25 protein-coding genes and 1 tRNA gene are annotated in these 26,998 nt (G+C 48.6%); 17 read left to right on the top strand and 9 right to left on the bottom strand.

The genetic code is table 11. The annotated features are described in order from the left end of the window. Positions 1–3 precede the first annotated feature (3 nt). The gene (locus NWE96_06245; protein ID MCW3983581.1) at positions 4–1,248 is read right to left on the bottom strand and encodes a replication factor C large subunit; all 1,245 of its coding nucleotides are present in this window, start codon (positions 1,246–1,248) and stop codon (positions 4–6) included. Continuing rightward, on the bottom strand, positions 1,232–2,245 hold the full coding sequence (locus NWE96_06250; protein ID MCW3983582.1) for a replication factor C small subunit: 1,014 nt from the start codon (positions 2,243–2,245) through the stop codon (positions 1,232–1,234). Before NWE96_06250 ends, NWE96_06245 begins: the two co-directional genes overlap by 17 nt. Positions 2,246–2,530: 285 nt before the next feature. Between NWE96_06250 and NWE96_06255 the strand changes: the two genes are divergently transcribed. The 6 genes from NWE96_06255 (at position 2,531) to NWE96_06280 (ending at position 8,576) form a co-directional block, all read left to right on the top strand. Next, positions 2,531–3,109 (top strand): CBS domain-containing protein, encoded by a 579-nt coding sequence (locus NWE96_06255; protein MCW3983583.1) that lies wholly within the window; start codon positions 2,531–2,533, stop codon positions 3,107–3,109. Positions 3,110–3,180: 71 nt separating this feature from the next. After that, the gene (locus NWE96_06260; GenBank protein ID MCW3983584.1) at positions 3,181–4,527 is read left to right on the top strand and encodes a dihydroorotase family protein; all 1,347 of its coding nucleotides are present in this window, start codon (positions 3,181–3,183) and stop codon (positions 4,525–4,527) included. Next, positions 4,524–5,000, top strand: coding sequence for a Mut7-C RNAse domain-containing protein (locus tag NWE96_06265; protein ID MCW3983585.1), 477 nt, complete (start codon positions 4,524–4,526; stop codon positions 4,998–5,000). The genes NWE96_06260 and NWE96_06265 overlap by 4 nt, the downstream gene beginning before the upstream one ends. A gap of 237 nt (positions 5,001–5,237) precedes the next feature. Further along, positions 5,238–6,488 (top strand): Glu/Leu/Phe/Val dehydrogenase, encoded by a 1,251-nt coding sequence (locus NWE96_06270; GenBank protein MCW3983586.1) that lies wholly within the window; start codon positions 5,238–5,240, stop codon positions 6,486–6,488. A 200-nt stretch (positions 6,489–6,688) separates the two neighbouring features. Further along, entirely contained in the window at positions 6,689–8,332 is a 1,644-nt protein-coding gene (gene thsB, locus NWE96_06275) for a thermosome subunit beta (GenBank protein ID MCW3983587.1), read from the top strand. A 1-nt stretch (position 8,333) separates the two neighbouring features. Further along, positions 8,334–8,576: a DNA-directed RNA polymerase subunit K gene (locus tag NWE96_06280; protein ID MCW3983588.1), complete on the top strand. Its 243-nt coding sequence runs from the start codon at positions 8,334–8,336 to the stop codon at positions 8,574–8,576. Positions 8,577–8,929: 353 nt separating this feature from the next. On the opposite strand, the gene NWE96_06285 is transcribed toward NWE96_06280, so the two are convergent. Continuing rightward, positions 8,930–11,467: a hypothetical protein gene (locus NWE96_06285; protein ID MCW3983589.1), complete on the bottom strand. Its 2,538-nt coding sequence runs from the start codon at positions 11,465–11,467 to the stop codon at positions 8,930–8,932. A gap of 179 nt (positions 11,468–11,646) precedes the next feature. Between NWE96_06285 and NWE96_06290 the strand changes: the two genes are divergently transcribed. The 3 genes from NWE96_06290 (at position 11,647) to NWE96_06300 (ending at position 13,158) form a co-directional block, all read left to right on the top strand. Beyond that, positions 11,647–12,399: a hypothetical protein gene (locus tag NWE96_06290; protein MCW3983590.1), complete on the top strand. Its 753-nt coding sequence runs from the start codon at positions 11,647–11,649 to the stop codon at positions 12,397–12,399. A 158-nt stretch (positions 12,400–12,557) separates the two neighbouring features. Further along, entirely contained in the window at positions 12,558–12,758 is a 201-nt protein-coding gene (locus NWE96_06295; GenBank protein MCW3983591.1) for a hypothetical protein, read from the top strand. Continuing rightward, positions 12,748–13,158: a PIN domain-containing protein gene (locus NWE96_06300; GenBank protein ID MCW3983592.1), complete on the top strand. Its 411-nt coding sequence runs from the start codon at positions 12,748–12,750 to the stop codon at positions 13,156–13,158. The genes NWE96_06295 and NWE96_06300 overlap by 11 nt, the downstream gene beginning before the upstream one ends. Before the next feature lie 2 nt (positions 13,159–13,160). Here the strand turns inward: NWE96_06300 and NWE96_06305 are convergent. The 5 genes from NWE96_06305 to NWE96_06325 form a co-directional block, all read right to left on the bottom strand. Then, positions 13,161–13,248, bottom strand: a tRNA-Leu gene (locus NWE96_06305). A gap of 103 nt (positions 13,249–13,351) precedes the next feature. Further along, positions 13,352–13,936 carry a methionine biosynthesis protein MetW gene (gene metW / locus NWE96_06310; GenBank protein ID MCW3983593.1) on the bottom strand — a complete coding sequence of 195 codons (585 nt, stop codon included), beginning with the start codon at positions 13,934–13,936 and terminating at the stop codon, positions 13,352–13,354. Next, a complete protein-coding gene (locus NWE96_06315) occupies positions 13,933–15,036 on the bottom strand; it encodes a homoserine O-acetyltransferase (GenBank protein ID MCW3983594.1) in 1,104 nt (367 codons plus the stop codon). Before NWE96_06315 ends, metW begins: the two co-directional genes overlap by 4 nt. Positions 15,037–15,052: 16 nt before the next feature. Next, on the bottom strand, positions 15,053–16,354 hold the full coding sequence (locus tag NWE96_06320; GenBank protein ID MCW3983595.1) for an O-acetylhomoserine aminocarboxypropyltransferase/cysteine synthase: 1,302 nt from the start codon (positions 16,352–16,354) through the stop codon (positions 15,053–15,055). 113 nt (positions 16,355–16,467) lie between these two features. Then, complete coding sequence (locus tag NWE96_06325) at positions 16,468–16,821, bottom strand: helix-turn-helix domain-containing protein (protein ID MCW3983596.1); 354 nt, start codon at positions 16,819–16,821, stop codon at positions 16,468–16,470. Positions 16,822–16,934: 113 nt separating this feature from the next. Between NWE96_06325 and NWE96_06330 the strand changes: the two genes are divergently transcribed. From NWE96_06330 to NWE96_06340, 3 genes are all read left to right on the top strand, one after another. Next, positions 16,935–17,489: a CBS domain-containing protein gene (locus NWE96_06330; protein MCW3983597.1), complete on the top strand. Its 555-nt coding sequence runs from the start codon at positions 16,935–16,937 to the stop codon at positions 17,487–17,489. Between the two features lie 62 nt (positions 17,490–17,551). Beyond that, a complete protein-coding gene (gene cysK / locus NWE96_06335; protein MCW3983598.1) occupies positions 17,552–18,496 on the top strand; it encodes a cysteine synthase A in 945 nt (314 codons plus the stop codon). 76 nt (positions 18,497–18,572) lie between these two features. Next, positions 18,573–19,640 carry a serine acetyltransferase gene (locus NWE96_06340; GenBank protein MCW3983599.1) on the top strand — a complete coding sequence of 356 codons (1,068 nt, stop codon included), beginning with the start codon at positions 18,573–18,575 and terminating at the stop codon, positions 19,638–19,640. Positions 19,641–19,907: 267 nt separating this feature from the next. Here the strand turns inward: NWE96_06340 and NWE96_06345 are convergent, their stop codons facing one another. Further along, positions 19,908–20,351, bottom strand: coding sequence for an Lrp/AsnC family transcriptional regulator (locus NWE96_06345; GenBank protein MCW3983600.1), 444 nt, complete (start codon positions 20,349–20,351; stop codon positions 19,908–19,910). Positions 20,352–20,566: 215 nt separating this feature from the next. Between NWE96_06345 and guaA the strand changes: the two genes are divergently transcribed. From guaA to NWE96_06370, 5 genes are all read left to right on the top strand, one after another. Further along, positions 20,567–22,117 carry a glutamine-hydrolyzing GMP synthase gene (guaA, locus tag NWE96_06350; GenBank protein MCW3983601.1) on the top strand — a complete coding sequence of 517 codons (1,551 nt, stop codon included), beginning with the start codon at positions 20,567–20,569 and terminating at the stop codon, positions 22,115–22,117. A 98-nt stretch (positions 22,118–22,215) separates the two neighbouring features. Continuing rightward, complete coding sequence (locus NWE96_06355) at positions 22,216–23,304, top strand: NDP-sugar synthase (protein MCW3983602.1); 1,089 nt, start codon at positions 22,216–22,218, stop codon at positions 23,302–23,304. A 32-nt stretch (positions 23,305–23,336) separates the two neighbouring features. Continuing rightward, positions 23,337–24,704: a phosphoglucosamine mutase gene (gene glmM, locus NWE96_06360; GenBank protein ID MCW3983603.1), complete on the top strand. Its 1,368-nt coding sequence runs from the start codon at positions 23,337–23,339 to the stop codon at positions 24,702–24,704. A gap of 21 nt (positions 24,705–24,725) precedes the next feature. Further along, entirely contained in the window at positions 24,726–26,054 is a 1,329-nt protein-coding gene (locus tag NWE96_06365; protein MCW3983604.1) for a 3-hydroxyacyl-CoA dehydrogenase NAD-binding domain-containing protein, read from the top strand. Next, entirely contained in the window at positions 26,051–26,998 is a 948-nt protein-coding gene (locus tag NWE96_06370; GenBank protein ID MCW3983605.1) for a Gfo/Idh/MocA family oxidoreductase, read from the top strand. Before NWE96_06365 ends, NWE96_06370 begins: the two co-directional genes overlap by 4 nt.

Consider the following 26,998-nt stretch of genomic DNA (forward strand, 5'->3'; position numbering starts at 1 on the left):
ACCCTAGAACCTGCCCATTGTAACTAAGAAATTAACCTCTTCAGGGGTAAACTTAAACCAAGCCGCTAAGGGGCTTTTGGGTTTCTTCTGCAAAATCAGCCGAATGTAGGGCACATACTGTTCTCTGGCAATTTGGTGGCTAACGTGGCATTGTGCTCCGATTTTGCCGCAGATAGCGTCCAGCGTGGTGCGTTTGCCTTTCGTCCAAAACAGAGTTATCACGCGAATAGGGGGAGTAATGAAGGTGAAAGGCTTGTAGGACGCGGGGTTTACTGCGGAGGCTTCAGCGAGACAGTTGAAGAAGTATTTGAGTAGATGCCAGTTTTCTGTGCCGATTCTTCCACGAAACACATCAGCTTTAGAGACAAAGTCGAAGGCTTTGGCGAGTTCAGCGGCATCGGTGTAGCGTTTAGGCAAGTTGTCCGCCACGGAGAGCAAGAAGTCATCGTAGTCCACGTTTGAGTAGCTAAGCAACCGTGAGGTATCCGCTATTGACTGTGCTGAGAAGAAGCCTCTTAATGTGTCGTCGAAGCTTACGTCTTTGTTGCGGCTACTTAAGGTGAGTGTGTCTTGGAGCGTTAAGCGGTGGTTTTCTTCGCTAAGACTCTGTAGGTCATTTATGGCTGAGCGTACGTCGCCTTTGCTGTTCTGAGCTATGCGTTCGAGCGCTTCAAACTCAGCCTTCACACCTTCCAACCGGCATATTTTTTGTAGCAACGCAATGATAAGCGGGATGCGAACCTGATGAAAACGCACAAGCAGACACACTTTTTTGAGAGGCCGCAGCTTCTCTACGTCAGGATCATTTGCAGCCATAATCACGGGCACAAGCGACTCTTCCACGATTTTTAAGATCGCGTTAACGCCGCCTCTGTCCTCGTTCCCTGCGATGCCGTCCACTTCGTCAAGGAACAACACGTTACCGCCCGCTTTTTTGGCTGCACCTGAAAAGCTGTCCAGCGACGTGTATGAGGTGGCGGGTTTAGCGACGGCGTTTATGGCTTTTTCTGATCGGGTGTCGCTGGCGTTCATTTCGATAACGTTAAAGTTGAATTCAGATGCAGCAGCCGTGACCAAGGTTGTTTTGCCGACTCCTGGTGGACCATAGAGCAGCACCGCTTTTTTGGTGTGTTTCTTGTTTTTTAGCCAATCCAGAAATAGGGCTTTGGCTTCGTCGTTGCCCGTGACATCGGCGATTTTTTTGGGTCGGTACTTTTCAACCCAGAGCAGGTCACTTTGTTTCTGCATAACTTTCCTCTATACTTTTTCCGAACTTGGCAAACTGGGCGAGGAGTGCGCTAAGTTGGATGTCGGTGTTTGCACCTTCAGTTAAGCGGAAGTCGTATTCACCGATGACTTCTGAGAGTTCGGCTTTCTGTTCAGCGGTTAAATCCGACATTTTGAAGATTTCACGCTGTATTTGCCGTATGATTTCTGTGCCTGAAAAACCGAAGTTACCCATTATGTCGTACATGGTTTTACGTGCCTCCATAAAGTCCCCGTAGAGCGCTTTTCTAATCATTTTTTGGACTAGCATGGGGCTGGCTTCGCCGATGACAAGCGCCACTGTTTTCTCGTCGATGACGCCTTCCTTGTAAGCTGAAGCAGTTTGCAGCGAGTTTATGGCATGCCTTAAGTCGCCTTCAGAAAAGTCTACGATTCGGTCGGCAGCTTCGGGCACAAGCGTGTAGCCCTCCTTTTTAGCGATACAAATGAGGTGCTCTTTCATGGCCTGTTTGTCTACGCGGCTGAAGCGGAATATGGCACAGCGGCTTTGGATGGGTTCGATGATTTTGCTGGATTGGTTGCAGATGAGGATAAATCGGCTGGTGCGGCTGCCAACTTCCATAATGCGGCGCAGGGCGGTTTGGGCTGGGCCTGTCATTTGGTCGCATTCGTCGAGGATAATTAAGGCGAAGGGGATGTCTCCGCCAAAGCCTGTTCGGCTGTAACGGCTGAAGTCTTTGATGCGGTCTCGGACGGTGTCGATGCCGCGTTCGTCTGAGGCGTTGAGCTCCAGCGTGAAGCTTTTCCAATTCGGCCCGTAAAGGGTGTGGGCGATGGCGAGTGCGAGGGTGGTTTTTCCTGTGCCTGGAACGCCTGCGAAAAGGAGGTGGGGCATGGTTTTGGGGTTTTTCATGAATGCTTTGAGGCTTTCGACTATATCTTTTAAGCCGACGACTTCGTCAAGCGTTTTGGGGCGGTACTTCTCTACCCACATAAGTGCTTCTTCGGATGTTGCCATAAACTGGAACCTTCAAGTGGAATACTAACATAACCTTTGGGATAATTAATTTAACTTTTCTCTAAAACCTGTTTTTCTACAGTGGATGTAGAGAATTTGCTTTGTACAATTAGCTGGAGTAACTGCACTATTCAGGGTATCGTTTTTAATTAATGTCATGTGCAGTTTTTATTGCGAGTAAAAGCTGTAGAGTTGAGTTGTTGATGTTAAGTAACTCTTAAATTATGCGCCCCTTCTATTTCTGCTTAGAAGCTAAGCCTATCTAAACCGTCGAGGCGACCCTTTATGTCTGAAATTGGATTAAGAACAAAAATGCTAGTAAGAGACGTCATGAGCAGCCCCGTCGTAACCATAGACGAGGATGAAACCGCCAACAAAGCAGCCGCAAACATGGATATGAAAGATTTAGGCGCAGTCATAGTCCAAAACAAAGCAGGCAAATCCATAGGCATCATCACCGAACGCGACCTCGTAAAACGAGTGGTAGCAAAAAACCTCAAACCCGACACGGTGAAAGCTAAAGAAATCATGACCACTCCGTTAGTCACTATCGAGCCTGAGGCATCCATCACTGACGCGGCAAGACGCATGACAAGGCTGGACATTAGAAGACTTGGCGTCATCTACAAAGGTAACCTCGCAGGCATAATTTCAAGCAAAGACATCCTCGGCGTGATGCCTGAGTTAATTGAAATCATGCAGGAAAGACAACGCATCGAAGGCTCAGCAAGAGTGGAAGACACCGAAGAGGTGCCGCTTTCAGGTTACTGCGACCGATGCAACACCTACTCAGAGAGCCTCAAAGAACGCAACGGACAAAACATCTGCGACGAATGCCGCATCGAACTCGAACAAGAAAAGTAACCCTTCGCGGGTTTTCTATCTTTTTCAAATAACTTTATTTAACTAACCGCCCGCTAATTCTATGACCCAACTTGATAGTTGATTCTGTACTCACTAACGCCAAAGCCTACCTAAAAGGCCAAATCACCGACTGTTGCATAGCCATCGAAGAAGGCAAAATCCAAAAAATCGGCAAAGAAACCCACATGCCCCAAGCAGACGAAAAAACGGATTTGCACAACCTGCTGGTTCTACCGGGATTGATTGATGAGCATGTGCATCTACGGGATGAGGGCAGGGCTTACAAAGAAGACTTCGCTTCAGGAACCGCGGCTGCTGCGGCTGGCGGCTTTACCACCGTCTTAGACATGCCTAACAACGAGCCCGTAACCATGAGTGCCCAAAGCCTTAGAAATCGCATGCAACTTGCACAGCGAAGGCTTCTGGTCAACGTAGGATTCTACTCCGAGTTTCCCAAAACGTTCCCAGAAATCAAAGAAATCGTCTCAGGGGGCGCGGTTGGGTTCAAACTTTTCATGGGCAACCAAACGGGCGGCGTAAACGTTGACGACGACTCAGCCCTAAAAGAAGCCCTCAAAGAGGTTGCTGGTCAAAAGGTGCCAGTCGCCGTCCACGCCGAAGACCGCACAATGCTGGCAGCCAATGAGGCGAAACTCAAGAAAGCTCAAAAAACGGCGCCAGCCGACTACCTGCGAGCCCACACAGAAGAGGTTGAGTTGAAAGCGGTTCAACGTGTCCTCAAACTCATAGAGGGAACGGATGTGCAACTGCATTTCTGTCACATCTCCACCAAAGGCGCGCTCGAAGCGATTGCAGGAGCAAAAAAAGCAAGCAAAGCGGTCACCTGCGAGGTTACCCCTAACCATCTGATGCTATCAAGTGATGATTTGCAAAGATATGGCTCATTGGTGATTATGGCTCCGCCCCTGCGTGACCGACTTCAAGTCGAGGCGCTCTGGCGCGGTTTAGAAGACGGTGCCGTGGACACTTTGGGCTCAGACCACGCACCCCACACGCTAGAAGAAAAGATGGCAAGCAGCGTCTGGGATGTCAAGGCAGGTATCCCCGGTTTAGAGGTTACTTTACCACTGATTTTAACGATGGTGCGAAAGAGGCGATTGACGCTTAACCAAGTTGTATCGCTTCTTGCTGAGAAACCCGCAGAAATCTACGGCTTAACCGACCGAGGCCGCCTCGAAGCAGGCAAAGCCGCAGACCTAACCATAATCGACTACAATTACCAATTCAAAATCGAAGCAGCCAAATTCAAAACCAAAGCCAAATTCTCCCCCTACAACGGCTGGGAAGTCAACGGCAAAGTCGCCAAAACCATCGTCAACGGCACAGTTGTCTACGAAGACGGCGAAATCATCGCGAAGGGCGGCGTTGGCGGAATCGTACGGGGAGGCACCCGGTGAAGTTCCTAGCAGATGGTATGCTGGGGAAACTTGCGCGTTGGTTACGGATGCTTGGACAAGACGTCAGCTACTCCACACAATTAGGCGATAATGAGTTGTTGGGGTTGGCTAAGGCGGAGGGCAGGGTTTTGTTGACGAAGGATTTGGAGCTCTACAAGCGCGCGGTGACGCGGGGCTTGGAGGCTTTCTACGTTGAGGGTAAAACTGAGGTAGAGCGGCTGGCGGAGGTTACCAAACGGTACAGCGTCGATTTAGCGGTGGATATGGATAAAGCGAACTGCCCAATCTGCAACACACCGCTGAAAGCATCGCCTAAAGAGCAACTTAAAGACAAATTAGAACCCAACACCTACCTTCACTACGACAGGTTCTGGCATTGCCCCAACTGTGGACAAGTCTACTGGCAAGGAGCACACTGGAAACAAATCACAAACACACTAACACAAGCACATCAAAAAAAGCTCTGCGTCTAGCGGGGGCGCCAGACTGTCTTGAGGTTCTCAATTTTCTCGAAGTGTGCTTCGTCTGCGGATAAACCCAACAGTAACTTTTTCATATAGAGCCAAATTTTTCTATATATAAGGGGAGGGGAGGTATCCTCAGAGCAGTTGCGTAACTCGAACATTCAAGTAGAATACACTGTGGAGCTTTGACCAAAGCAAGTCTTATTTAACTACCCACAATTATGAATTGAACATAGAAGGCTCTTTATGTCCGAAACACCCAACGCGTTAAACGTAGCACTTTCTCACCTTAAACTCGCATCAGAAAAACTCAACTTAGACGACGGCTTACAAAAAATGCTAAGCCACGCCAAACGCTCCATAACCGTAAGCATGGACATCCACCTCGACGACGGCTCGGTAGGCGTCTTCAACGGCATCCGCGTTCAGCACTGGGACGCCCGCGGCCCCTTCAAAGGCGGCATCCGCTTCTACCCCGACGTAACAGTCGAAGACGTAACCGCGCTTGCGATGCTGATGACTTGGAAATGCGCCATAGCCGACATACCCTTCGGTGGCGCTAAAGGCGGCATATGTGTGGACAGCAAACAACTCAGCAAACTCGAACTTGAACGCCTAACCCGCCGATACGTCAGCCTCATGTTCGAATACCTCGGGCCACACCGCGACATCCCCGCACCCGACCTCTACACTGACGCACAAACCATGGCTTGGATAATGGACACCTACAGCCAACTCAAAGGCTACCGCGTCCCCGAAGCTGTAACAGGCAAACCGGTGGAGATCGGCGGTTCATGGGGCAGAACCGAAGCCACAGGCAGAGGCGTTGTCCACTGTGTCAAGCAGGCCGCAGCTAACAAGGGACTAAAACTCGGCGGTGCTTTGGTTGCAATTCAGGGATTTGGCAACGTCGGTTACCATGCAGGGGTGGCTGCTGACGAAATCGGCTGCAGAGTAGTGGCGATTAGCGATAGTTCAGGCGGTATCTATTGTGCTGATGGTTTAAATCCGCAGGCGGTGTTGGCGCATAAAGAGCAGACGGGGTCAATTCAGAACTATAAGGGCTGTAGAAACATAACTAATCAAGAACTGCTGGAACTTCAATGTGACATCCTCATCCCCGCGGCGCTGGAAAACCAAATAACCAGCCAAAACGCGGATAAAATCAAAGCAAAGCTGGTGGCTGAAGCCGCCAACGAACCCACCACACCCGAAGCGGACCGAATCCTCAACGAGAAAGAAATCTGCCTTATACCCGACATCTTAGCTAACAGCGGCGGAGTCACCGTGAGCTACTTTGAGTGGGTGCAGAATCTCACGCGGGAGCAGTGGCCGCTTGAAGTCGTCAACCGCAAATTGGAGGAAAAGATGACTAAAGCGTTTAATGATGTGGAGGCGGTTGTTGCAAGGGAAGAAAGCGACATGCGTACAGGTGCGTTGATGCTGGGCGTGGGCAGAGTGGCAAACGCGATTAAGACGCTTGGATTGTGGCCTTGAAAGCTGTAAGTGCTTGTTTAGTTTTTGAGTCATAATCTGTTAAAAGGCTGGAAATCAAGAAAAACCGCTAACCTGCGGCTGTATCGACATGATGGGCCTAGAAAAATTTATATGGATAAGGCTGTCATGTTGTTGTTCGCATTAATGGAGGTTTACTTGATTTGTCAACAGCACCAACACAAGCAGGCGGAATACCCATTATGGTTCTCAAAGAAGGCTCAAACCGCAGCCGCGGCAGAGAAGCCCAACACAGCAACATAATGGCTGCCAAAGTTGTCGCTGAAAGCGTCCGAAGCGCACTCGGCCCCAAAGGCATGGATAAGATGCTGGTCGACAACTTCGGCGATGTAACAATCACAAACGACGGCAGAACCATCCTTGACGAGATGGATATTCAACATCCAGCCGCCAAGATGATGGTTGAAGTCGCCAAAACCCAAGATAAAGAAGCAGGCGACGGGACAACCAGCAGCGTCATCGTTGCAGGTGAACTGCTCAGCCGCGCAGAAGAACTCATAGACAAAAACATCCACCCCACAGTTATTATTGAAGGCTACAAGTTAGCGGCACAGAAAGCCCTTGCAACACTTGACAAAATCGCCATACCCATTGATTTAAAGAAACCTGATTACCTCAAAAAAGTCGCCATAACCACCATGGGCAGCAAAATTGTTTCTGAACACAAAGAATACCTTGCTGATATAACCGTTAAAGCGATGCTTGCCGCCGCTGAAAATCAAGGCGACAGCTACAAAGTAGACGTCGATGACGTTAAAGTGGAAAAGAAAACAGGAGAATCACTCGCCGACACAGCCCTAATCAACGGTATCGTTTTGGATAAAGAAATAGTACACAGCGGCATGCCCAAACGTGTCGAAAAAGCAAAAATCGCCCTGCTGGACGCTTCACTAGAAAACGAGAAACCAGAACTCGACGCAAAACTCAACATAGAAAACCCCGCCCAAATCGAAGCTTTCCTTAAACAGGAAGAAGCAATGCTCAAAGCCATGGTTGAAAAAATCGCTTCAACAGGCGCAAACGTGGTTATCTGCCAAAAAGGCATAGATGACATGGCTCAGCATTTCTTGGCAAGAAAAGGCATAGTTGCGGTACGAAGAGCCAAAAAATCTGACATGGAAAAACTTGCCCGCGCCACAGGTGGAAAAATCATCTCGAACATCGACGCCCTTTCAGCCTCTGACCTCGGTGAAGCCAAACTTGTAGAAGAACGCAAGACAGGCGACGACAAAATGACCTATATCGAGGGCTGCAAGAACCCAAAATCCGTCACCATACTCATCCGAGGCGGAAACCAACGCTTAACCGCAGAGGCAGAACGCTCAATCCACGATGCACTATGCGTCATCAAAGACCTGCTTGAAGACCCCCGTGTAGTTGCGGGTGGTGCAGCTCCCGAAATGGAGTTAGCCAGTGTTCTCAAAAAGTATGCTCAAACTTTACCTGGCAGAGAACAGTTTGCTGTACGAGTGTTTGCTGAAAGCCTCGAAACCATAGCAACTGCCATCGCTGAAAACGCAGGATTAGATCCCGTTGAGTTACTTACTCAGCTTCGTGCAAGCCACGAGAAGAACCAAACATGGGCAGGCATAAACGTAGCTGAAGGCAAAGTCTCTGACATGACTAAACTAAACGTTTACGAGCCGCTCGCAGTCAAAAAACAAATCATAAAATCAGCCACAGAAGCAGCATCCATGATACTCAAAATCGACGACGTCATCTCCGTAGCAAAGATGAAAGCTCCTCCGATGCCACCAGGAGGAGGCATGCCAGGCGGCGGAATGGGCATGGGCGGAATGGGTGGAATGCCGGGAGGCATGATGTAGAATGCAAGAAAAAACAATCAGTGTAGGACCCCCAAAAATTACTCGCTTCGAGAAAGCACGCATAGTCGGCGCACGCGCCTTGCAGATCTCGATGGGAGCACCAATCTTGGTTGATGCAGAAGAAAACACAAACCCAATCGACATAGCCGTAACAGAACTCGACGCAGGCATCTTGCCGATTACCATACGCAGAACTCTGCCAGACGGCACCTTCCAAGATATACCCCTAAAATGGCTTTCTTAAACGCCATTTCTTTTCTTATTTACTCCCCTAACCACCACAGCTAATACGGTTACACTGTAGACATTTTTTTATCTAAATTCCAATTTTAGGGCGCATAAGAAACCGTAACCGCAGACGCTTGTTGCTCCCTGCCATAGACACCTCTCCCTTATACATAGAACAAAAATCTCAAAAGGCGTTGCATTGGCTGGGTTTGCTGGGGCTTCTGGGTCAGTTTTCTTTAAGGAGAAAAGAAAAATGAAAACCACGATCGCAACATCGTAATTTTAAACCCAGAAACCCACTCAGCCCCAGCTTGGATTTCAAAGAAACGAAAAAATTGAGGGAAGATGGGTGTCTTCATTTTTTTCACTTTACGGGTGTTTTCTGAGCAGTAACAGTACAAGAACTGCACCGATAGCTACGACTGCTATGATGATTGCAATGGACATCGGTAGGAAGTACAGGTCAGCTGCGGATGGAGGTTGCGTTGGCTGTTGAGTTGGTGTTGCTACAGCTTCAGAGATCACTACGGCGGTTTCTGCAAATGACCCGTAGTAGCCTTCTGTGCCTGCAAACGTAGCGGTGACTGTGTATTTGCCTGGGACATCAGGAGTCTTCCATGCAAAACTGTATAATCCACTGGTGTCGCTTGTTGCTTTGCCAAGGATTATGTAGTTGCCGTTGGGGTCAATTGCGCTGATTGTTACGTCAACACCTGTAGCGTCAGTCGGCTTTGCTTTTTGCATATAAACGTACTCCATCCAACCACTCATGCTGTCGTCAGACACACAAGCAACGCCATTGGGGAAACGTGCCGCTTGCTCATCTTGTGCAACGCCTGCAGCGGTGTCTGTCACTGTTCCCTGTACGATTATGCTCTCCCCTGCTGTTATCTGAGTTAGAGGAGCTTGGATAGTAGTAGCGCTTGGACCCTTGCCCACACAGTACAATTGCATGTCATAGCTGTTCAAGTAGACCATGTAACCGTCTGCGATAGGCCAGCTTTGATCCACACCTACCTGTCCCCAGCCGCTCATTGTCCAGAGTTCTGCGCCAGTGGTAGCGTTAAGGCAGCGTACCAATGCACCTTTGTAAAGTGGAGCGTTAGGGGAGTGCTCAGAAGTGTATACGTATATTTTGCCGTCAGCAATGTTGGCGATCGCCAGAGGATAGCGACCGTAAGCTGTTTCGAGACCGCTGTTGGTGCTGTTGCCTGCGCCACCGTTGCCATAGGAGTATTCCAGTTTACCTGTTTCTAGATCATAGCAGTAGAGTACTCCGCCGTAGCCAGCATAGTACATGTTACCATATGCTTTGAATGCTTTCATTGTGTTGCTTGCAGTACCATAGTAGTCAAAGGCAACTTGAGATTCAGTTGGACCCCAGATTTCTTTACCTGTATCTAAGTCATAGCCGTACCACCGCATAGTTTCTTTTTCTGACAACGTGAAAACACGAGTATCTTCGTCAACTACACCTATGATTCTGCTGACGTTGCCTGAAGGGGCAGCGTAATTTTTGGCCCATAGCAGGCTTCCGCGTGTGTCTGGGTCTATGCTAATGGCCCAGAAAGTGTAGGGATCTGTGGTTCCCCACGTAAAGCTTGAAGCTAATGTGCTGCTACCGAGAATCATGTCGTCGTAGATTATTGCTTGTATGGTTGCTCCTGTTACGTTTGTCTCCTTGGGTATCGTTACGTTCCAAGAATAAGCATTTTTAGCGTCAACTATTGCGCCTATTGGTCTGTATGAAATCATATTGGCTCCAAAGGCTTCAGTTGAATTCCAAAGGGCTAACCAGCCCTTGTTGGTGTTGATTTGATAAATCAGTAATTCTCCGTTGGGACCGTATCGGGTGGTGCCTGAGGGGACGTTGGTAAGGTTGAATAGCCAGCTTCCGTCAAGAGGGTCGTAGGCTATCCATGTTGTTCCTGAGACTGCCCATAAGTAGCCGTTGGGTATTACGCCATGTTGGTTAGGGCTTTCGAAGTCATAAAGTTGTCCGAATGTGGGGGCTACGGTATAGGTTTGTCGCCATATTTCTTCGCCTGTTTGCAGGTTGACGCAGACGTAGTCGTTGCTTTTGGGGTTGTTGCTTTCTGGTGGGGTGTAGTATAGACGTCCATTGATGATTATTGAGTTCGTGAATTTCGCTTCGTATAAGAGGCCGTTATAGTAGGTTACTCCGTCAATTGCGCCGGTTGTTCCACCCACTACACCGCCGTATTGGAGAGCTTTTGTCCACATTATGTGAGAACTGCTCGGTGCTGCACCGTCTGGTTGTACTGATTGATCGCCATATTGGGTTCCTCCTGCTGTGCTAAGCCAGTTAGATGAGATAGTGTACCAGTTGCTGTTTTCGCCATAAATTGGGCGGGTCCAGTACTCGGTTGGTAATGCGGTTGAGGCTATGTTCTCTATCGGATCTTCTTGCACTGCCAGAGTTGTTGTTGCGTTACTTGTTAGAAAGACATCGTTTATGTATGCGCTCGGTGCGGTAACTCCCCAGAGGCTTGTTACGGGTTCAGTCCATGTATAGGTTAATCCTGGAAACTCAAAGAACAAAGTGTAGTTGCCGACTTGGTCTGGTGTATAAAGCGTGTACGCTGAGGAGGTGGTGTCTGTAACAGTGTCCCATGTTATTGTTTCGACTTTTCCATCGGGTTTAGTGATTGTCAGTTTGTAGTCTTCAAATCTTATGTCATTGGTTACTGATGCGCCGTCGAGGACCTTGTCAATCCAAACTACAATGGTTGTTTGTTGACCAACTCCTACGGGGTTGGGTGCGGCGTTGATGTAGGCGTATGTTGGAATTTTCCATGCGGGGTCGTGTGCGCTAGCGGTCGGTAAAAGTATCATTGGAGCTACAAATGAAATCGTTAACAGTGTAGCTAAGAAAACAAAAGTCATATTTTTTCTATTTTTTATTTGCAAGTTTTTATTCTCCATTAAATTGTGAAAAACTAATTCGCAAAAAGATTATTTTAAAACTGGTTAGTGTCCTCTGTACTAACCTGTTTTAATAAAATTAATAAGCACTAAAAGGCTAAGACGACATCATGGGGCAGCAAGAGTCAGACATTGAAACCATGCACAGATTAGGCTTAACTGTTTTGGAGGCTAAAGTCTATTCGTCGCTTATTGCAAGAGAGGGTGCTGAGGCTAAAACAATCGCCCGAAACCTCAACATAGCCAAGTGTGAGGTCTATCGAGCAATATCTTCACTTGAAAAAACAGGGCTGATCGAAAAAAAATTGACCATTCCTTCAGTGTACAAAGCCATACCGATAAGAGAAGCCTCAAAGATACTTCTTGAGAAGAAAACAGCAGAATACAAGAAATTACAAGAGGACGCTGAAAAGCTAGTAATATCCCTAGAAAGAAGCAGCACTTTTGATTTAGACAAGGAAAATGAGCAGGGCATCGTGTTGTCTGAAGGTAAGACCGTTACAAAACGGCTTGTTAATCAACTGCGTACTACTGAAAAAAGTTTTGAATCTATTTCTACTTGGAATGTTTGCGCAAGGATGCTTTGTGACTGGATAGATGACTTCAAATGGTTAACGGAAAATGGAGTAAACGTCCGAGTGTTAACTGACAAGTTGCGGAAGGATGAGTTAACACCGCAGTTTTTGTTGGATTTAGAGAAAAGTCAGTTTTTTGAAATACGATACTACAAGGAACCATTGTCGATTAAGATGGCGATACGAGATAAGAAAGAGATCAACGTCTGTTTTTACGAAAAAAGAGGAAGCCCCAGCATGTGGTCAAATAACCCCATCTTTGCGCAACTTGCCACTAAATGCTTTGAGTGCATGTGGAACGAAGCTACTCAAGTTTAGGCCCCTTAAGCAAAGCCAGACACGTTTGCTAAGATAGGATTTGAACACGCGAACTCCTGCGGGATAAGAGTCTTGGTCCTACGCTGTTGATTATGACCTGCAGTTTAAATGGGAAATTTTAAATCCATAACTATAGTTATAGATAATTGGTGTTTTATTTGGCAACAACCGTTCAAGTGGATGAAAAAACCCTTCAAATGCTCAACAAAGCAAAAAAAGAAATGAAAGCAAAAAGCCACAACGAAGTAATAAAAAAACTGCTTGCAGAACACAGAAAAACCCCCTGCTCCATGTTCGGCTCAAACCCAAAACTTGACTCCTTCATTGCAGAAGACGAAGCGGATTCCCATGAACTGTAACTACATCATCGACGCCTACGCTTGGATAGAATACTTCAAAGCTTCAAAACAGGGTGAAACCGCAAAGCAATACATAGAGAATGAAAACGCCGTAACACCAACCATCGTTGTCTCAGAAATCAGCAGAAAACTAAGTCAACAAATCCAACTTGGAAAAGAAACAAAAGAAGGCAGCATAAAGCGTTTAGATTTTATTCTAGACACAAGCAGAATCGTTGACTTGGACTTTGAAACCTCAGCCGCAGTGGGAAAAATCATTGAAGAACTAGGGAGTCAGATAAAGGATTGGAGCTTGGCCGATTTAATCATTCTTTGCACTGCACGCAGCTTGTCGGGGAAAGTTGTAACAGGCGATGAACACTTCCGTAAAGTGAAAGATGCACTTTTCATAAAAGAGTAATTTGGTGCGGAGGGTGGGATTTGAACCCACGAACCCCTGCGGGATAGGAGCCTCAGTCCTACGCCGTTGGCCATGCTGGGCGACCTCCGCCTAAATGCAACCCATTTGAGGCTTTGCGGAGATATAGAAACATCTAGCCCAAATAAAGGCTTTACCGTTAAAAACGGCAGCAGCGATAAGTTTAGCGGTTGGCTCATGTTTTGGAGAGCAAAAAATAGCCGTATTCCGCTAACAGGTTGGGCAGGAGCTTGACTTGCCTGTTGTCGGTTCTGAAAAAGGCACGTTGCACTGTTATGTGTTTGGTTTTGCAGTAGTCTTTGAAGTCAGCTAAGCTCAAAAAATGAAGGTTCGGCGTGTCGTACCACTGGTAGGGCAACGATGCGGTGACGGGGACGCGTCCGCGGAAGAATATTCTGGCGCGGGCTTTGTAGTGGGCAAAGTTGGGGATGCCGACGATGACTTTCTTGCCAACACGCAAGGCCTCTTGGAGGGCGAAGTCGGGTTTTTTGACCTGCTGCAAGGTCTGGTTGAGGATGACGTAGTCAAACGAGTTGTCGGCGTACTCGGAAAGTCCCGTGTCGATGTCCTGTTGAAAAACGCTTAACCCCTCTTTGACGCAGCGCAGAATAGCGTCCTCATTTAACTCGATACCCTGCGCATGCACCTGCCTCTCGCGCGTTAGGTACGCTAAGAGTTCGCCGTCGCCGCAGCCCAAATCCAACACCGAAGCGCCCGTGGTGATCCAGTTGGCGAAGGTTTTGAATTCAGTTGGGTTCATGGTGTTTGTGCTCCTTTGCCGTTGCAGACGCTGTTTAGGAAGTTGCCTATGAGTTGGCTTTCCTGCTCCGTTTCTAAAAGGAAGGCGTCGTGTCCGTAGGTGCTGTTGACTTCGCAGTAGCTGGCGTCTACCCCGCTGAGTTTGCAGGCTTTAACGATTTCCTGTGATTGGTAGGTTGGGTAGAGCCAGTCGGATTTGAAGGCGATGACCAACACTTTGGCGCTTAACCCCCGAAAGATGCTGTTGAGGCTGTGGCCGTTTAGGATGTTGAAGTAGTCGATGGCTTTGGTGATGTAGAGGTAGCTGTTAGCGTCAAATCGCCGTACAAAGGTGTCGCCTCGGTTGTGGAGGTAGCCTTCGACTTCGAAGTCTGCCCCGAACTTGAACGGCGCCCTATCCGCGCGGAATTTGCGGCCGAACTTTTCAGCCATCGAAGCGTCACTCATGTAGGTTATGTGCCCAATCATGCGGGCGATTGCAAGCCCTTTGGCTGGGATGCTGTGGTCGTAGTAGTTGCCGCTGTGCCAGTCGGGGTCAGCCATGATTGCTTGGCGTCCGACTTCGTTGAAGGCGATCTGTTGGGGTGTGTGTTTCATTGTAGTTGCAATTGGTATCGCCGAGCGGATGCGTTTTGGGTAAGATGTCATCCACTGTAGTACCTGCATGCCGCCCATGGAGCCGCCGATGACTGAGAGTAGCTTGTTGATGCCGAGGTGGTCGATGAGGTGACGTTGGGCGTTTACGATGTCGCTGATGGTGATTAGGGGGAAGTCTATGCCATACGGCTTGCCAGTTTTCGGGTTAATTGAAGATGGTCCTGTGGAGCCTTTGCAGCCGCCTAAAACGTTACTGCAAATAACATAGTACTTGGTGGTGTCGATGGCTTTGCCTTCGCCGATGAGGTTGCTCCACCAGCCGCCTTGGCCTGCAGCGTGGGCGTCCCCTGTGAGGGCGTGTAAGATGAGGATGGTGTTGGTTTTGTCTGGGTTGAGTTTGCCGTAGGTTTCGTAGGCAAGCGTGACGGGGGATAGTTTTTCGCCTGACTCAAGCGTTAACTCGTCGAAGGTGTAGGTTTGGGTTTGTTGGCTTTGGGGTGTGATTAGCTTTGTTTCCTCCTTATGTGGTCGCTGAGGCTTTGAGGGCTTGGTCGAGGTCTTCGATTATGTCTGCTGGGTCTTCTATGCCGATGGAGAGGCGGATGTAGTCTGCTGTTACGCCTGTAGCTTGCTGTTCCTCTGCGGTGAGTTGCTGGTGGGTGGTTGAGGCAGGGTGGATGATGAGGCTTTTTGTGTCGCCTATGTTTGCCAGATGTGAAAACAGCTTCACAGACTTGATTAACCGTTTGCCTGCGTCTAAGCCACCTTTCACACCAAAACCTACAAGTCCACCGTAGTTGCCTCGAAGATATTTTTCGGCGATTTTATGATTAGGGTGGGTTGGCAGACCTGGATAGTTTACCCAGCTGACCAGTGGATGCGATTCTAGGAATTGGGCGACTTTGAGGGCGTTTTCGCTGTGTCTACGTTGCCGAAGCGGCAAGGTTTCTAATCCCTGAATGAACAGCCAAGCGTTGAAAGGGCTTAAAGCGGGACCCACATCGCGCAGCAACTGCACCCGTGCTTTGAAGACCAAAGCCACGTTGCCCAAACCGGGGAAGTTGCCGAATGCATCCCAGTATTTGACGCCGTGGTAGGCGGGGTCGGGTTCGGTGAATTCTGGGAATTTACCGTTGTTCCAACTAAATTTGCCGCTGTCTACGATGACGCCGCCGAGGCTTGAGCCGTTCCCAGCGATGTATTTGGTTGCGGAAAGCACGGTTATGTCTGCGCCGTGTTCGATGGGGGCGATTAAGCCGACGCCAACAGTGTTGTCTACGACGAAGGGGATGCCTGCTTCATGAGCAATTTTTGCTATGGTTTGGAAGTCTGGAACGTCGAGTTTGGGGTTACCGATGGTTTCGGCGTAGATGGCGCGGGTTTTTGGAGTGATGGCTTTTTTGAACTCTTCAGGTTTGGATGAGTCCACGAATATTACTTTTCTGCCGAGTTTGGGGAAGGTGTAGTGGAAGAGTTCGTAGGTTCCGCCGTAGAGGTTGTTGGCGGAAACGATTTCGTCACCCACTTGCGTAATTGTTAACAGCGCCAAAGAGATTGCCGCTTGACCCGAAGCCACCGCCAACGCGCCTGTTCCACCCTCGATGGCCGCAACACGCTTTTCGAAAACGTCGGTTGTGGGGTTCATGAGGCGTGTGTAAATGTTTCCGAGTTCTTTGAGTGCGAAGAGGTTTGCTGCATGCTCGGGGCTTTTGAATACGTATGAGGCTGTTTGGTAGATGGGGACAGCCCGTGCGCCGGTTGCTGGGTCAGGTGATTCCTGGCCTGCGTGGACGGCGATGGTGTCTATTCTTTTTTGGGTCATTTTTGTGGTGCTCCTTTGGTTGGTTTGTTGGAACACATCTACCGATAACGCCGTTATAACTGTTCTTGCAAAAAATATTCTAAAAAGAATATCAAAACGCGAAAATATGAAAATCAGATGGAAAAATCAGGACCATCAACAGCCAACGAAGGGTTGTTTCTGCAAAAAGTCGAACACAACCGACAAAAATCAACCGTAACATCCCCCGCACTAATCTCCTTATTCACCAATTTCTCAGCCGTCTCCGCCGCCATAACCCTAATCTTAGGCAGAAACTCTTCCACATGCTCCATGCCCTTGTAAGCCCGTTTAGAACTCAAATACTGACTCACAGCCGCTTGTGTTGTACCAAGCTTTTTTGCTGCCGCTGTTTGAGAAAGGTGGTGCTTTTGGACTAGTTCTTTGGCTAGCATTGAGCGGAAGATGGGTAGGACGTATTTGCCGATTATTTCGCATGGGGGATCCATGGGGCACCGTGCTGGTATAACGGCTTTATAGCTAAAAACCTTTCGAGATGCAGCCGAAAAATCTGCGGGATATTCCAAAAGTAATATTACCCTTCGCTGCAAATTACTAAATCATGTTTCCAACCCTCGAAGACATAGCCAAACGCCGACGTCAACTCGGCCTAAAACAAAGCGAACTCGCCAAAGCTGCAGGCGTCAGCCAATCCCTCATCGCCAAACTCGAAGCAGGCACCATAGACTCCTCCTACAACAAAGTAAAAACCATATTCGACGTACTCGAACGCTTAGAATTCAAAACTAAAGTGCAAGCCGAAAAAGTCCTCCACAACGAAGTTATAAGCGTGCAGAAAACTGAACCCATCTCAGCGGTTGTTAAGATTATGAAGGAGTACGGGATTTCTCAGGTGCCTGTTTTTGATGGGAAGCAGTCCGTGGGCAGTATTTCTGAGAAGGCGATTTTTCACCAGATTTTGGCTGGGCGGGATTTGGAGGAGTTGTCTAAGCAGCCTGCTGAGCGGATTATGGAGGAGGCGTTTCCGCAGATTAATGAGGATGCGCCGTTGTCGTTGATTACGAGTTTGTTGCAGACGTATTCGGCGGTTTTGGTTTCGCGGAGGGGGGATATTATTGGGATTATTACTAAGGCGGATTTGTTGAGGATGCTTTAGTTTCCATAAAGGTTTTAAGCACCAACAAAGATTATAACAGTGTTATAGAAGCGTGTATTAAAATGAAAATAAACAACAACATCCTACAAGCCATCGGAAAAACCCCCCTCATACGCTTAAACAAACTCACCGAAGGACTAAACGCCACCATCGTAGGCAAACTTGAATCCCGAAACCCCGGTGGCTCAGTCAAAGACCGCATCTGCAACAGCATGATCGAAGAAGCCGAAAAACAAGGCATCCTAAAACCCGGCGCCATCCTCATCGAACCCACCAGCGGCAACACAGGCATCGGACTCGCCATGGTCGCCGCCGTCAAAGGCTACAAACTCATCCTAACCATGCCCGAAACCATGAGCCTAGAACGCCGCAACCTCCTAAAAGCATACGGCGCACAACTCGTCCTCACACCCGGCCCAGACGGCATGGGCGGCGCCATCAAAAAAGCCGAAGAACTCCACGCCACCACACCCGGCAGCTTCATGCCCCAGCAATTCAAAAACCTCGCCAACCCCAAAGTGCACCGTGAAACCACAGGACCCGAAATCTGGGAAGACACCGACGGCCAAATCGACATCCTCGTGGCAGGTGTCGGGACAGGCGGAACCATAACAGGCGTAGCTCAATTCATCAAGCCTAAAAAGCCAGAGTTCAAAGCCATAGCGGTGGAACCTGCAGCGTCGCCAGTACTCAGCGGCGGAGCGAAAGGCCCACACAAAATACAGGGCATAGGTGCAGGCTTCAAACCCGACGTTTTGCAACTGGAACAGATAGACGAAATAGTAAAAGTAGCCGACGACGTTGCATTAAAGACTGCCAGAGTACTTGCACAGAAAGAGGGTTTGCTGGTAGGGATTTCTGCAGGAGCCGCTACGTGGGCAGCGCTTGAAGTTGCTAAAAGACCCGAAAACAAAGGCAAACTAATCGTTGTAATCTTGCCAGACACAGGCGAACGTTACCTAAGCACGGTGCTGTTCCAGGAGCCAACGCCGCCTCCCAACATTTAATTCCTTTTTTCTTTTTACAAAAAAAGACGCTTCTCTTATATCCACCCTCAACACTATTGAGGGAAAGGGAAAAGACATGAGTTCAAAACCAAGTCAACCCCGACCCAAAGACTGCGCCGAATGCCTAGAAAAAAACAAAGACATAGACTGCTGGAACCCCCAGCGCATGCTAGACACCCTGCTGCGCAACAGTCAACAAGTGGAACATGACTGGGTACTCAAAGGCATACCTAAACTCGTAGACGACGTTATGGTTAGTTATGAGCGGTTCGGCGGGATGGATCACCTTGAAGGACGCGACTTACCATCCAAAAAAGTCGTTATCGAAGTCTTGGAGGATTTGTTCACGGTTCTTTTCCCCGGCTACTTGGGCGATTCTGAACTCACCAAAGCCAATGTAAAATATCATTTAGGCACCAAACTAACCTCCATCTATGAGAGGCTTACCGACCAGATTGACAAGAGCCTCAAGTACATCTGCAGAAAAATCAGCGAATGCCCACAAGACATCTGCCAAAAACGGGCACACATCGTGGCTCGGGAGTTGTTGGAGAAGTTGCCTGAAATCCGCGCTAAACTCAGCGGCGACGTGCAAGCAGCATACAGCGGCGACCCCGCAGCGGTAAGCACTGATGAAGTTATCCTTAGTTATCCCTGTATTTTGGCAATCACAACACACCGCATAGCCCACGAACTCTACCTTGCAGGTGTCCCGTTCATTCCACGTATCATGAGTGAACACGTGCACAGCTTAACAGGCATAGACATTCACCCAGGCGCAAAAATCGGCAAAAACTTCTTCATCGACCACGGCACAGGCGTCGTCATAGGCGAAACCACCGAAATCGGCGACAACGTCAAACTCTATCAAGGCGTCACGTTGGGTGCGTTGAGTTTTCCCAAAGATGAGAAGGGCAACATCATCAAGGGCAGAAAACGCCACCCCACAATCGGCAACAACGTCGTCATCTACTCAGGTGCAACCCTGCTGGGTGCGGAAACGGTTGTGGGAGACAACGTGGTAATAGGCGGCAATGTTTGGTTGACTGGACCCGTGGCTTCTGGAACGAAAATCACTATAGCTGAGCCCGAACAGAACTATAAAATGGAGAACGCACACAAAAAAGAGAAACAATACGTCTGATTATTTGTTTTCTATTTTTCAGTATGAAATAGAGTAGTTAGGGAGAGTACACAGTGGTCTATTTGTGGTTGTATGTTGGTGACGTAGAGGGAGTGGGGTTAAGCGTTTTTTGTTCTATATATAAAGGAGAGGGTCAGTGGCAGAGTAGCAACCGCAGGCAAATTAGACGACAAAGCCAAACCCGCTAGAAGAAGATGAAATAACAGATGTTCAAGGCAACTAAAATAAAAATTGAACTAAAGGCTAAATAAACTGGGGAAGGTGGGTTTAGAGTAGGCGGAAGTTTTCTTTAACTGTTGTTAGCACGACATGTGTGTTGGTGCGTTCGATGTATGGTAGTGCGAGCATTTTTTTGGTGAATGCGCCGAGGTCTTCGCGGCTTTTGAATTTGGCGATTATGATGGCGTCAGTTAAACCTGTAACGTCGTAGACTCCGCATACGTTGGGGATTTTGGCGATTTCGGCTTCGGTTTCGACGAGTCTGCCTTTTGAAACTGTGATTTCGGTGACTACTGTTAGTTGGTAGCCGAGTTTTTCGTGGTCTAAAATCACGGAGTATCCTTTGATGAGACCTTCATCTTCCATTTTTTTGATTCTGGACAGCACGGTGCCGACGGATACGCCGACGTTTTTGGCGATTTGGCGGCTTGAGAATCTTGCGTCCTCTAAGAGGCCCTGTAAGATTTTGACATCTGTATCGTTTAATTCCATGAACGTTGCCTTCCTAAACATTTTTTCAATCAAACGTTATTTTTAGGAACACACTTTTGATAATCAGACTTTTAAGTTTATAAAAGTTTAGTTACCCACACCAAAACGCACATGTGAAATACACGTCAAACCCCCCCAAAAAAACGGTGCACTTTGACAGAAAATAGATAGCAATATTAAATTAGAGCAAAAACCCCAATAGTCCTGAGCCACCTATGCCAACCAAATACGACACCATACTCGTCTTAGATTTCGGCGGTCAATACTGCCACTTAATCGGCAGAAGAATCAGAGAACACGGCGTTTACAGCGAAATCGTACCCCACGACATCTCACCTCAAGAAGTGTCGGCCTTAAACGAGAAATTCAACGTCAAAGGCTTAATCCTATCAGGTGGACCCTCAAGCGTTTACGAACCCAACGCACCCAAACTTCACCCACGTATCCTCGAAGTAAACTTGCCCATCTTAGGCTTATGTTATGGGCATCAGTTATTGGCGCAGATGGTAAGTGGAAAAGTGGAGCCAGCTACCTGCAAAGAGTACGGCATAGCCCAAGTTGAAATTGACAAACCTGTCGGCATACTCGAAGGCTTAAGCATGAAGGAGCAAGTTTGGATGAGCCACGGGGACACCGTGATGGCTCCGCCGCCAGAGTTTGAAACTTTGGCGCACACTGATAACTGCCCAGTTGCAGCTTTTCGCCACAAGACCAAGCCAATTTACGGTTTACAGTGGCACCCAGAAGTCATCCACACCGAACATGGCATGCGGATGCTGCACAACTTCATCTTCCAAGTCTGCAAGGCACAGGCTAACTGGCAGATGGAAGACCTCATAGGCAAGATGGTTAAAGAAATCCAAACTGAAACCGCTGGAGGTAGAGCTATAATCGGCTTAAGCGGCGGCATCGACAGCAGCGTTGCCACTGCTTTGGCGGCTAAAGCGCTCGGCGAGAAACTTACAGCGGTCTATGTTGACCACGGTTTTATGCGGGAAGGTGAAACCGAAGCCATACGGCAAGCCTTCGAGAAATTCGACATACGATTCATCGTAGCTGACGCCCAAGAACGCTTCATGAACAAACTCCGAGGCGTCACTGAACCTGAAACCAAACGCAAAATCATGGGCGAAGAATTCATTCGTGTCTTCGAAGAAATCGCCAGCGACTCAGGCGCAGAATACCTCATCCAGGGCACCATATACCCCGATCGAATTGAGTCGGGTTTCCGCAAAAACAGCGACAAAATCAAAAGCCACCATAACGTGGCTGGGTTGCCCGAGAAAATCAAATTCAAGAAAATCCTTGAGCCCCTGCGTGACCTCTACAAAGACGAAGTTCGCAAAGTTGCACGCATGTTGGAGTTGCCCAAGGAAATAGTGAACCGCCAACCTTTCCCAGGACCAGGCTTAGCGGTGCGCATAATCGGGCCACTAACCGAAGAAAAAGTGAAAATTGCCAAGAAATCTGACAAGATTGTCCGTGAAGAAATCGAGCGATGCGAGTTTGCGGATGGTTTGTGGCAGTATTTCTCTGTTGTAACCGACACTAAAGCTACGGGCGTTAAAGGCGATGCGAGGGCTTATGGGTACGTGGTTGCGGTGCGGGCGATGGAGAGCCGAGAAGCCATGACAGCCAGCTTCGCCAAACTACCCTATGCAGTTCTGGAGAAGATTTCGACACGCATTACTAACGAGATTCCACAGGTTACCCGCGTGGTCTACGATGTTACGCATAAACCGCCTGCAACGATAGAGTGGGAGTAAACAAGGGGCAAAGGGTAAAGCTATAGAACTGTCGCCTCAAAAACGCACTTGTATTTATAAACCTGCCATAAATGTACTCTAATACCAAAGGTGACACCGTGAAAGCGTTGATCCTCGCAGGCGGTTTCGCAACCCGACTAAGACCCTTAAGTTGCACCAGACCCAAAACACTCTTCCCACTAGTCAACAAGCCACTGTTGCAGTGGATTTTTGAGCGTTTAGCTAACAACGGAGTTGACGAAGTCGTCATGGCAGTTAACGCGCTAACACAATTCTACATCCGCCAGCAGAAACCGCCAAAATGCGGCTTGAAAGTAAGGTTCTCTATTGACCCGCCTAAGATGCCTCTTGGAACTGCGGGACCCATCAAGAAAGCAGAGAAACTCCTCGGGCACAGCGAACCCTTTATTGTGCTAAACGGGGACATATTTGCGGACATAAATTACAAGAAGCTCCTCCAAACCCACAATGACACTGGTGCCTTAGCTACGATAGCGCTTTGCACCGTCGAAGACCCCACTGCGTTTGGCGTAGCGGAACTCTGCAACGGTAACCAAATTAAACAGTTCATCGAAAAACCACCCAAAAACGAAGCCCCAAGCAACCTAATCAACGCTGGAGCTTACGTTTTGAGTCCTAAAGTCTTCGAGTACATTCCAGAGGGCAGGGCGGTTTCGATTGAGCGGGAAGTTTTTCCTAAGTTGGCGGCTGAAGGAAAGTTATATGGTTTCCGTATGGAGGGGTTATGGATGGACATCGGTAAACCTCCAGAATACCTCGAAGCAAACAAAACCATACTTGATTCCGTGTCAAGTAAACTCAAGAAGCCCAAGTCAAAGAAATATAACGTAAGCTTTCCTGTTGCCCTCGATAAAGGCGTCACCATCGCTGAGGGCTCCATCATCGGACCATATGCAATCGTCGGCAAAAACGTCAAAGTCGGGAAAAACGTTCAGATATGCGACTCAGTCATTTTCCCCGACGTGGAGATAGGCGACGACACCACCATAAACGGTGTAATCGTCGGCGAAGGTGCACGTATAGGCAAAAACGTCAAGTTGGGTCGAGGCTGCATCATCGGCGACCTAGTAAAAGTCAAAGACAACATCGGCATCCACGAATCTTCATCGGTATGTCCAGCGAAGGAAATCTCTGAAAACATTTTAAAACCCAAAGTCGTCTGTTAATGGGTAGGGCAGCTTTAAGAGGAAAAAAATACATGACCACAAAGCTTTTTGGAACAAACGGCATACGAGGCCTAGTTAACATCGAATTAACACCTGAAATGGCTATCAAGATCGGTTCAGCCATCGGAACTTTCTTTGGGAAAAACAAAAACATACTCTTGGGCTATGACGCCCGAACCAGCGGGCCCATGTTCGCTAAAGCAGTCACCGCGGGATTAACCGCTGCAGGCTGCAACGTCTATTTCGCGGGTATGGCTTCAACCCCTGCGATTCAATTCGCCGTAAAAAACCACAAGATGGATGGTGGAGTAATTATATCTGCATCTCACAACCCGCCAGAATATAACGGCATCAAAGTCATCTGGAGCGATGGCATCGAAACCTCGCATGAACAAGAGGTTGAAATCGAAAACATTTACTTTGACAACAAAATCGTCTACGCACCATGGGATCAACTCGGAGCCAAAAAAGAGCTACCGTGTATAAACGACGAATACAAAGAGGCTATCAAAAAACACGTAAACCCACAAGCAATCGCAGCCAAAAAATTCCACGTGGTCGTGGATGCAGCTAACAGCGTCGGCGGAATCGCTTTACCGCCTCTGCTGCGTGAGTTGGGCTGTAAATGCACAACCATAAACGCCAACATCGACGGAACCTTCCCTGGGCGCCTCCCTGAACCGAGACCTGAGAGCCTCGGTGACCTCTCCAAAACTGTCAAAGCAGTAGGTGCAGACATGGGTGTGGCTTTTGACGGCGACGCAGACCGCTCGATATTCTGCGACGGAAACGGCACCATCTACTGGGGCGACAAAACCTTCGCAGTCGTAATAAAGCAGTATCTTATCAAGAACCCTGGCGCAAAAATCGTCACTCCTGTCAGTAGCTCCACCTTAATCAAAGACACCGTTGACGCCTACAAGGGCGAGTTAATTTGGACTAAAGTCGGCAGCGTCACCGTCTCACAGACCATGAAGGCAGAGAACGCCAACTTGGGCGGGGAAGAAAACGGTGGCATCTTCTATCGACCACACCAAGCCGTCCGAGACGGCGCCATGACAACCGCGCTGCTCCTAAACATCATGGCCGAGACAGGCAAATCACTCGCAGAACTTGTCGCTGAGCAGCCTCAGTACTTCATTGAGAAAGGCAAAATCGAGTGCCCGAACGATAAAAAAGAGGCTCTTCAGCGGGCAATCTATGAGCAAGTCAAAAACGAGAACGTCAGCACCATAGATGGCGTTAAAATATGGTTCCAAGACGCAAGCGCCATATTGATTCGCCCCAGCGGCACTGAACCCGTCTTTAGGCTATATGCGGAAGCTAAAAACCAAGAAAAAGCCCTCAAATTAGTCAAAGACTACACCGCCAGATTAGAAAAAATCTTAGCTGCCTTCTAAGCAGAACCTGAGGAGTAGCCCTTGCCCCCTCTTCTACAGCTAAACCCCCAAGACGTCGACAGCCTCGACAAACGCCGAAAGTTCAACGTTGCTGTAGTCGGCTGCGGGCACAAGGGCATATTCTTCGCCAACGCTTTCGCAGACGCAGGGTTCAGCGTGGTCTGCACCGATGCTGACGCCAGCGTCGTAAAGAAGGTAGCAAAGGGGAAAACCGCTTTCTGTGATGCTTCGGCGGAGGCGAAGCTAAAAAGTCACATAGCCGCAGAGAAAATCGATGTAACCAGTGACCTTAAAAAAACGGTTGCTCAAAGCGACGTAGTGGTCATTGCGATTTCGACAAGGGTTGATGAGCAAAAAAAGACAGATGATAACGGCTTAATTAACACCTGTAAACAGGTTGGGGCTGCCCTGCAGCAGGGTGCATTGGTTGTTTATGGTGGTGTCGCAGCGTTGGGTTTTGTGGATGGCACTGTTAGGGAGTTGCTTGAGAACACCTCTGGCTTGAAGGTGGGGCAAGACTTCGGTTTAGCCTACTGCCCAATCTTAACCACCAACGTTTCGCTTGCCAACTCTGGTGTAAGAGTTGCCGCAGACGACAAAGCCAGCTTGGCTGCAGCAAGCACTATCCTCAAAACCTTAACGAACAGAGTCCAAGAAGTCAACGACTTAAAAACCGCCCAAGTAGCCACACTCTTCACCATCGCCAAACAAGACGCAACCAACGCCCTCACAAACGAGCTGGCAATGTTCTGCGAAACCGCAAACATAGACTACTATAATGTTCTTGACGTCCTCAACTTAAACGACCCCAGTTTCCAGCCCAGCATCGCCGAAGGAGAAAACCATGAAGCTGCATACCTGCTACTTGAAAGCGCCGAGAACCTAAACGCCAAACTACGGTTAGCGGCGTTGGCGCGGCAAATCAACGAAGACATGGTTAAACATGCTGTTAATTTGACTCAGGAAGCGCTGCGGAATGCGGGTAAAAGTTTGAGGCGGGGCAGAGTGGCGGTTTTGGGGTCAGCGAACCCAGCGGCGGCCACCTGCATGTTCGCCAAGTTGATTGAGCAGAAAGGCGCAAAAGTTGCAGTTTACGACCCTGCCGCAAAAAAGGAAGCAAAAGAAGCTGGACTGATTAAAACTAGCCTAAACGAAGCCGTAGAAGGCGCCGACTGCATCGTCACATTAACGGGGCAGGAGCAAATCAGCCATTTAAACCTTAAAAAACTCAAAGCACTCATGAAATCACCCCCTGTCGTGGTGGATTTAGTGGGCAAATTCGACCCCAGTCAGGTGGAAACAGAAGGATTCATATACACTGGACTGGGAAGAGGAACTGGTAAGAAATGACAAAACTTGGTGTTGCAGTAATCGGCACGGGACAGTGGGGCAAAAACCACGCCCGAGTCTACAAAGAACTACCCTCAACTGAACTTGTCGCGGTCTGCGACGTTAACATGGAGCGAGCTAAAGCCATGGCTGACCAGTACGGTGCAAAAGCCTACTCCGACAGCACCGAGATGCTCAAAGACAAATCCATCCAAGCCGTCAACGTCTGCACATGGTCCACCATACTCGCGCAGGAAGCCATGAAAGCCCTAAACGCAGGCAAACACGTCCTCGTCGAGAAACCCATGGCAACCACACCCGAGCAGGCTGAGCAACTCGTCAAAACAGCCCAAGAAAACGGGTTACACTTGACCGTTGGGTTTTTGATGCGTTTCATTCCTGGGTTGCAGCAGATTCGGCAGTCGGTTGAGAACAAGAAAATCGGGGAATTAGTCTGCGCCACCGCCAAACGTGTCTCACAGTGGCCGGAGCGCATTGGCGATGTCGGCGTCGTCAAAGACACCGCTATCCACGACATAGACGTCATGAACTTTATCTTTAACCAGCAGCCCACTTCCGTTTACGCGAACATGGGTAGTATGCGAATCAAAAAGTTCGAGGATTACGCGCAAATCATGTTGACCTACGAGGGCGGCAGAACAGCCTTCATCGAATCCAACTGGCTAACCCCTTACAAAACACGCTCGCTAACCGTGACGGGAAGCGACGCCATCATGCGACTCGACTACATGACACAGGAATTCTGGATTGAACAAAAAACCGAAACCGTGCAGCCCCGTCTGCCCTTCCAAGAACCCCTCAAAGCGGAACTCCAGCACTTCGTCGACTGCATTGTAGAGAAGAAGAAGCCGCTGATAACAGGCGAAGACGGCGTTAAAGCACTAAAGGTAGCTTCTGCCGCCATCGAGTCTTCAGCTAAAAATACGGCAATAAAAATAGAATAA

The sequence above is a fragment of the Candidatus Bathyarchaeota archaeon genome, assembly GCA_026014685.1.
Lineage (GTDB): Archaea > Thermoproteota > Bathyarchaeia > Bathyarchaeales > Bathycorpusculaceae > Bathycorpusculum.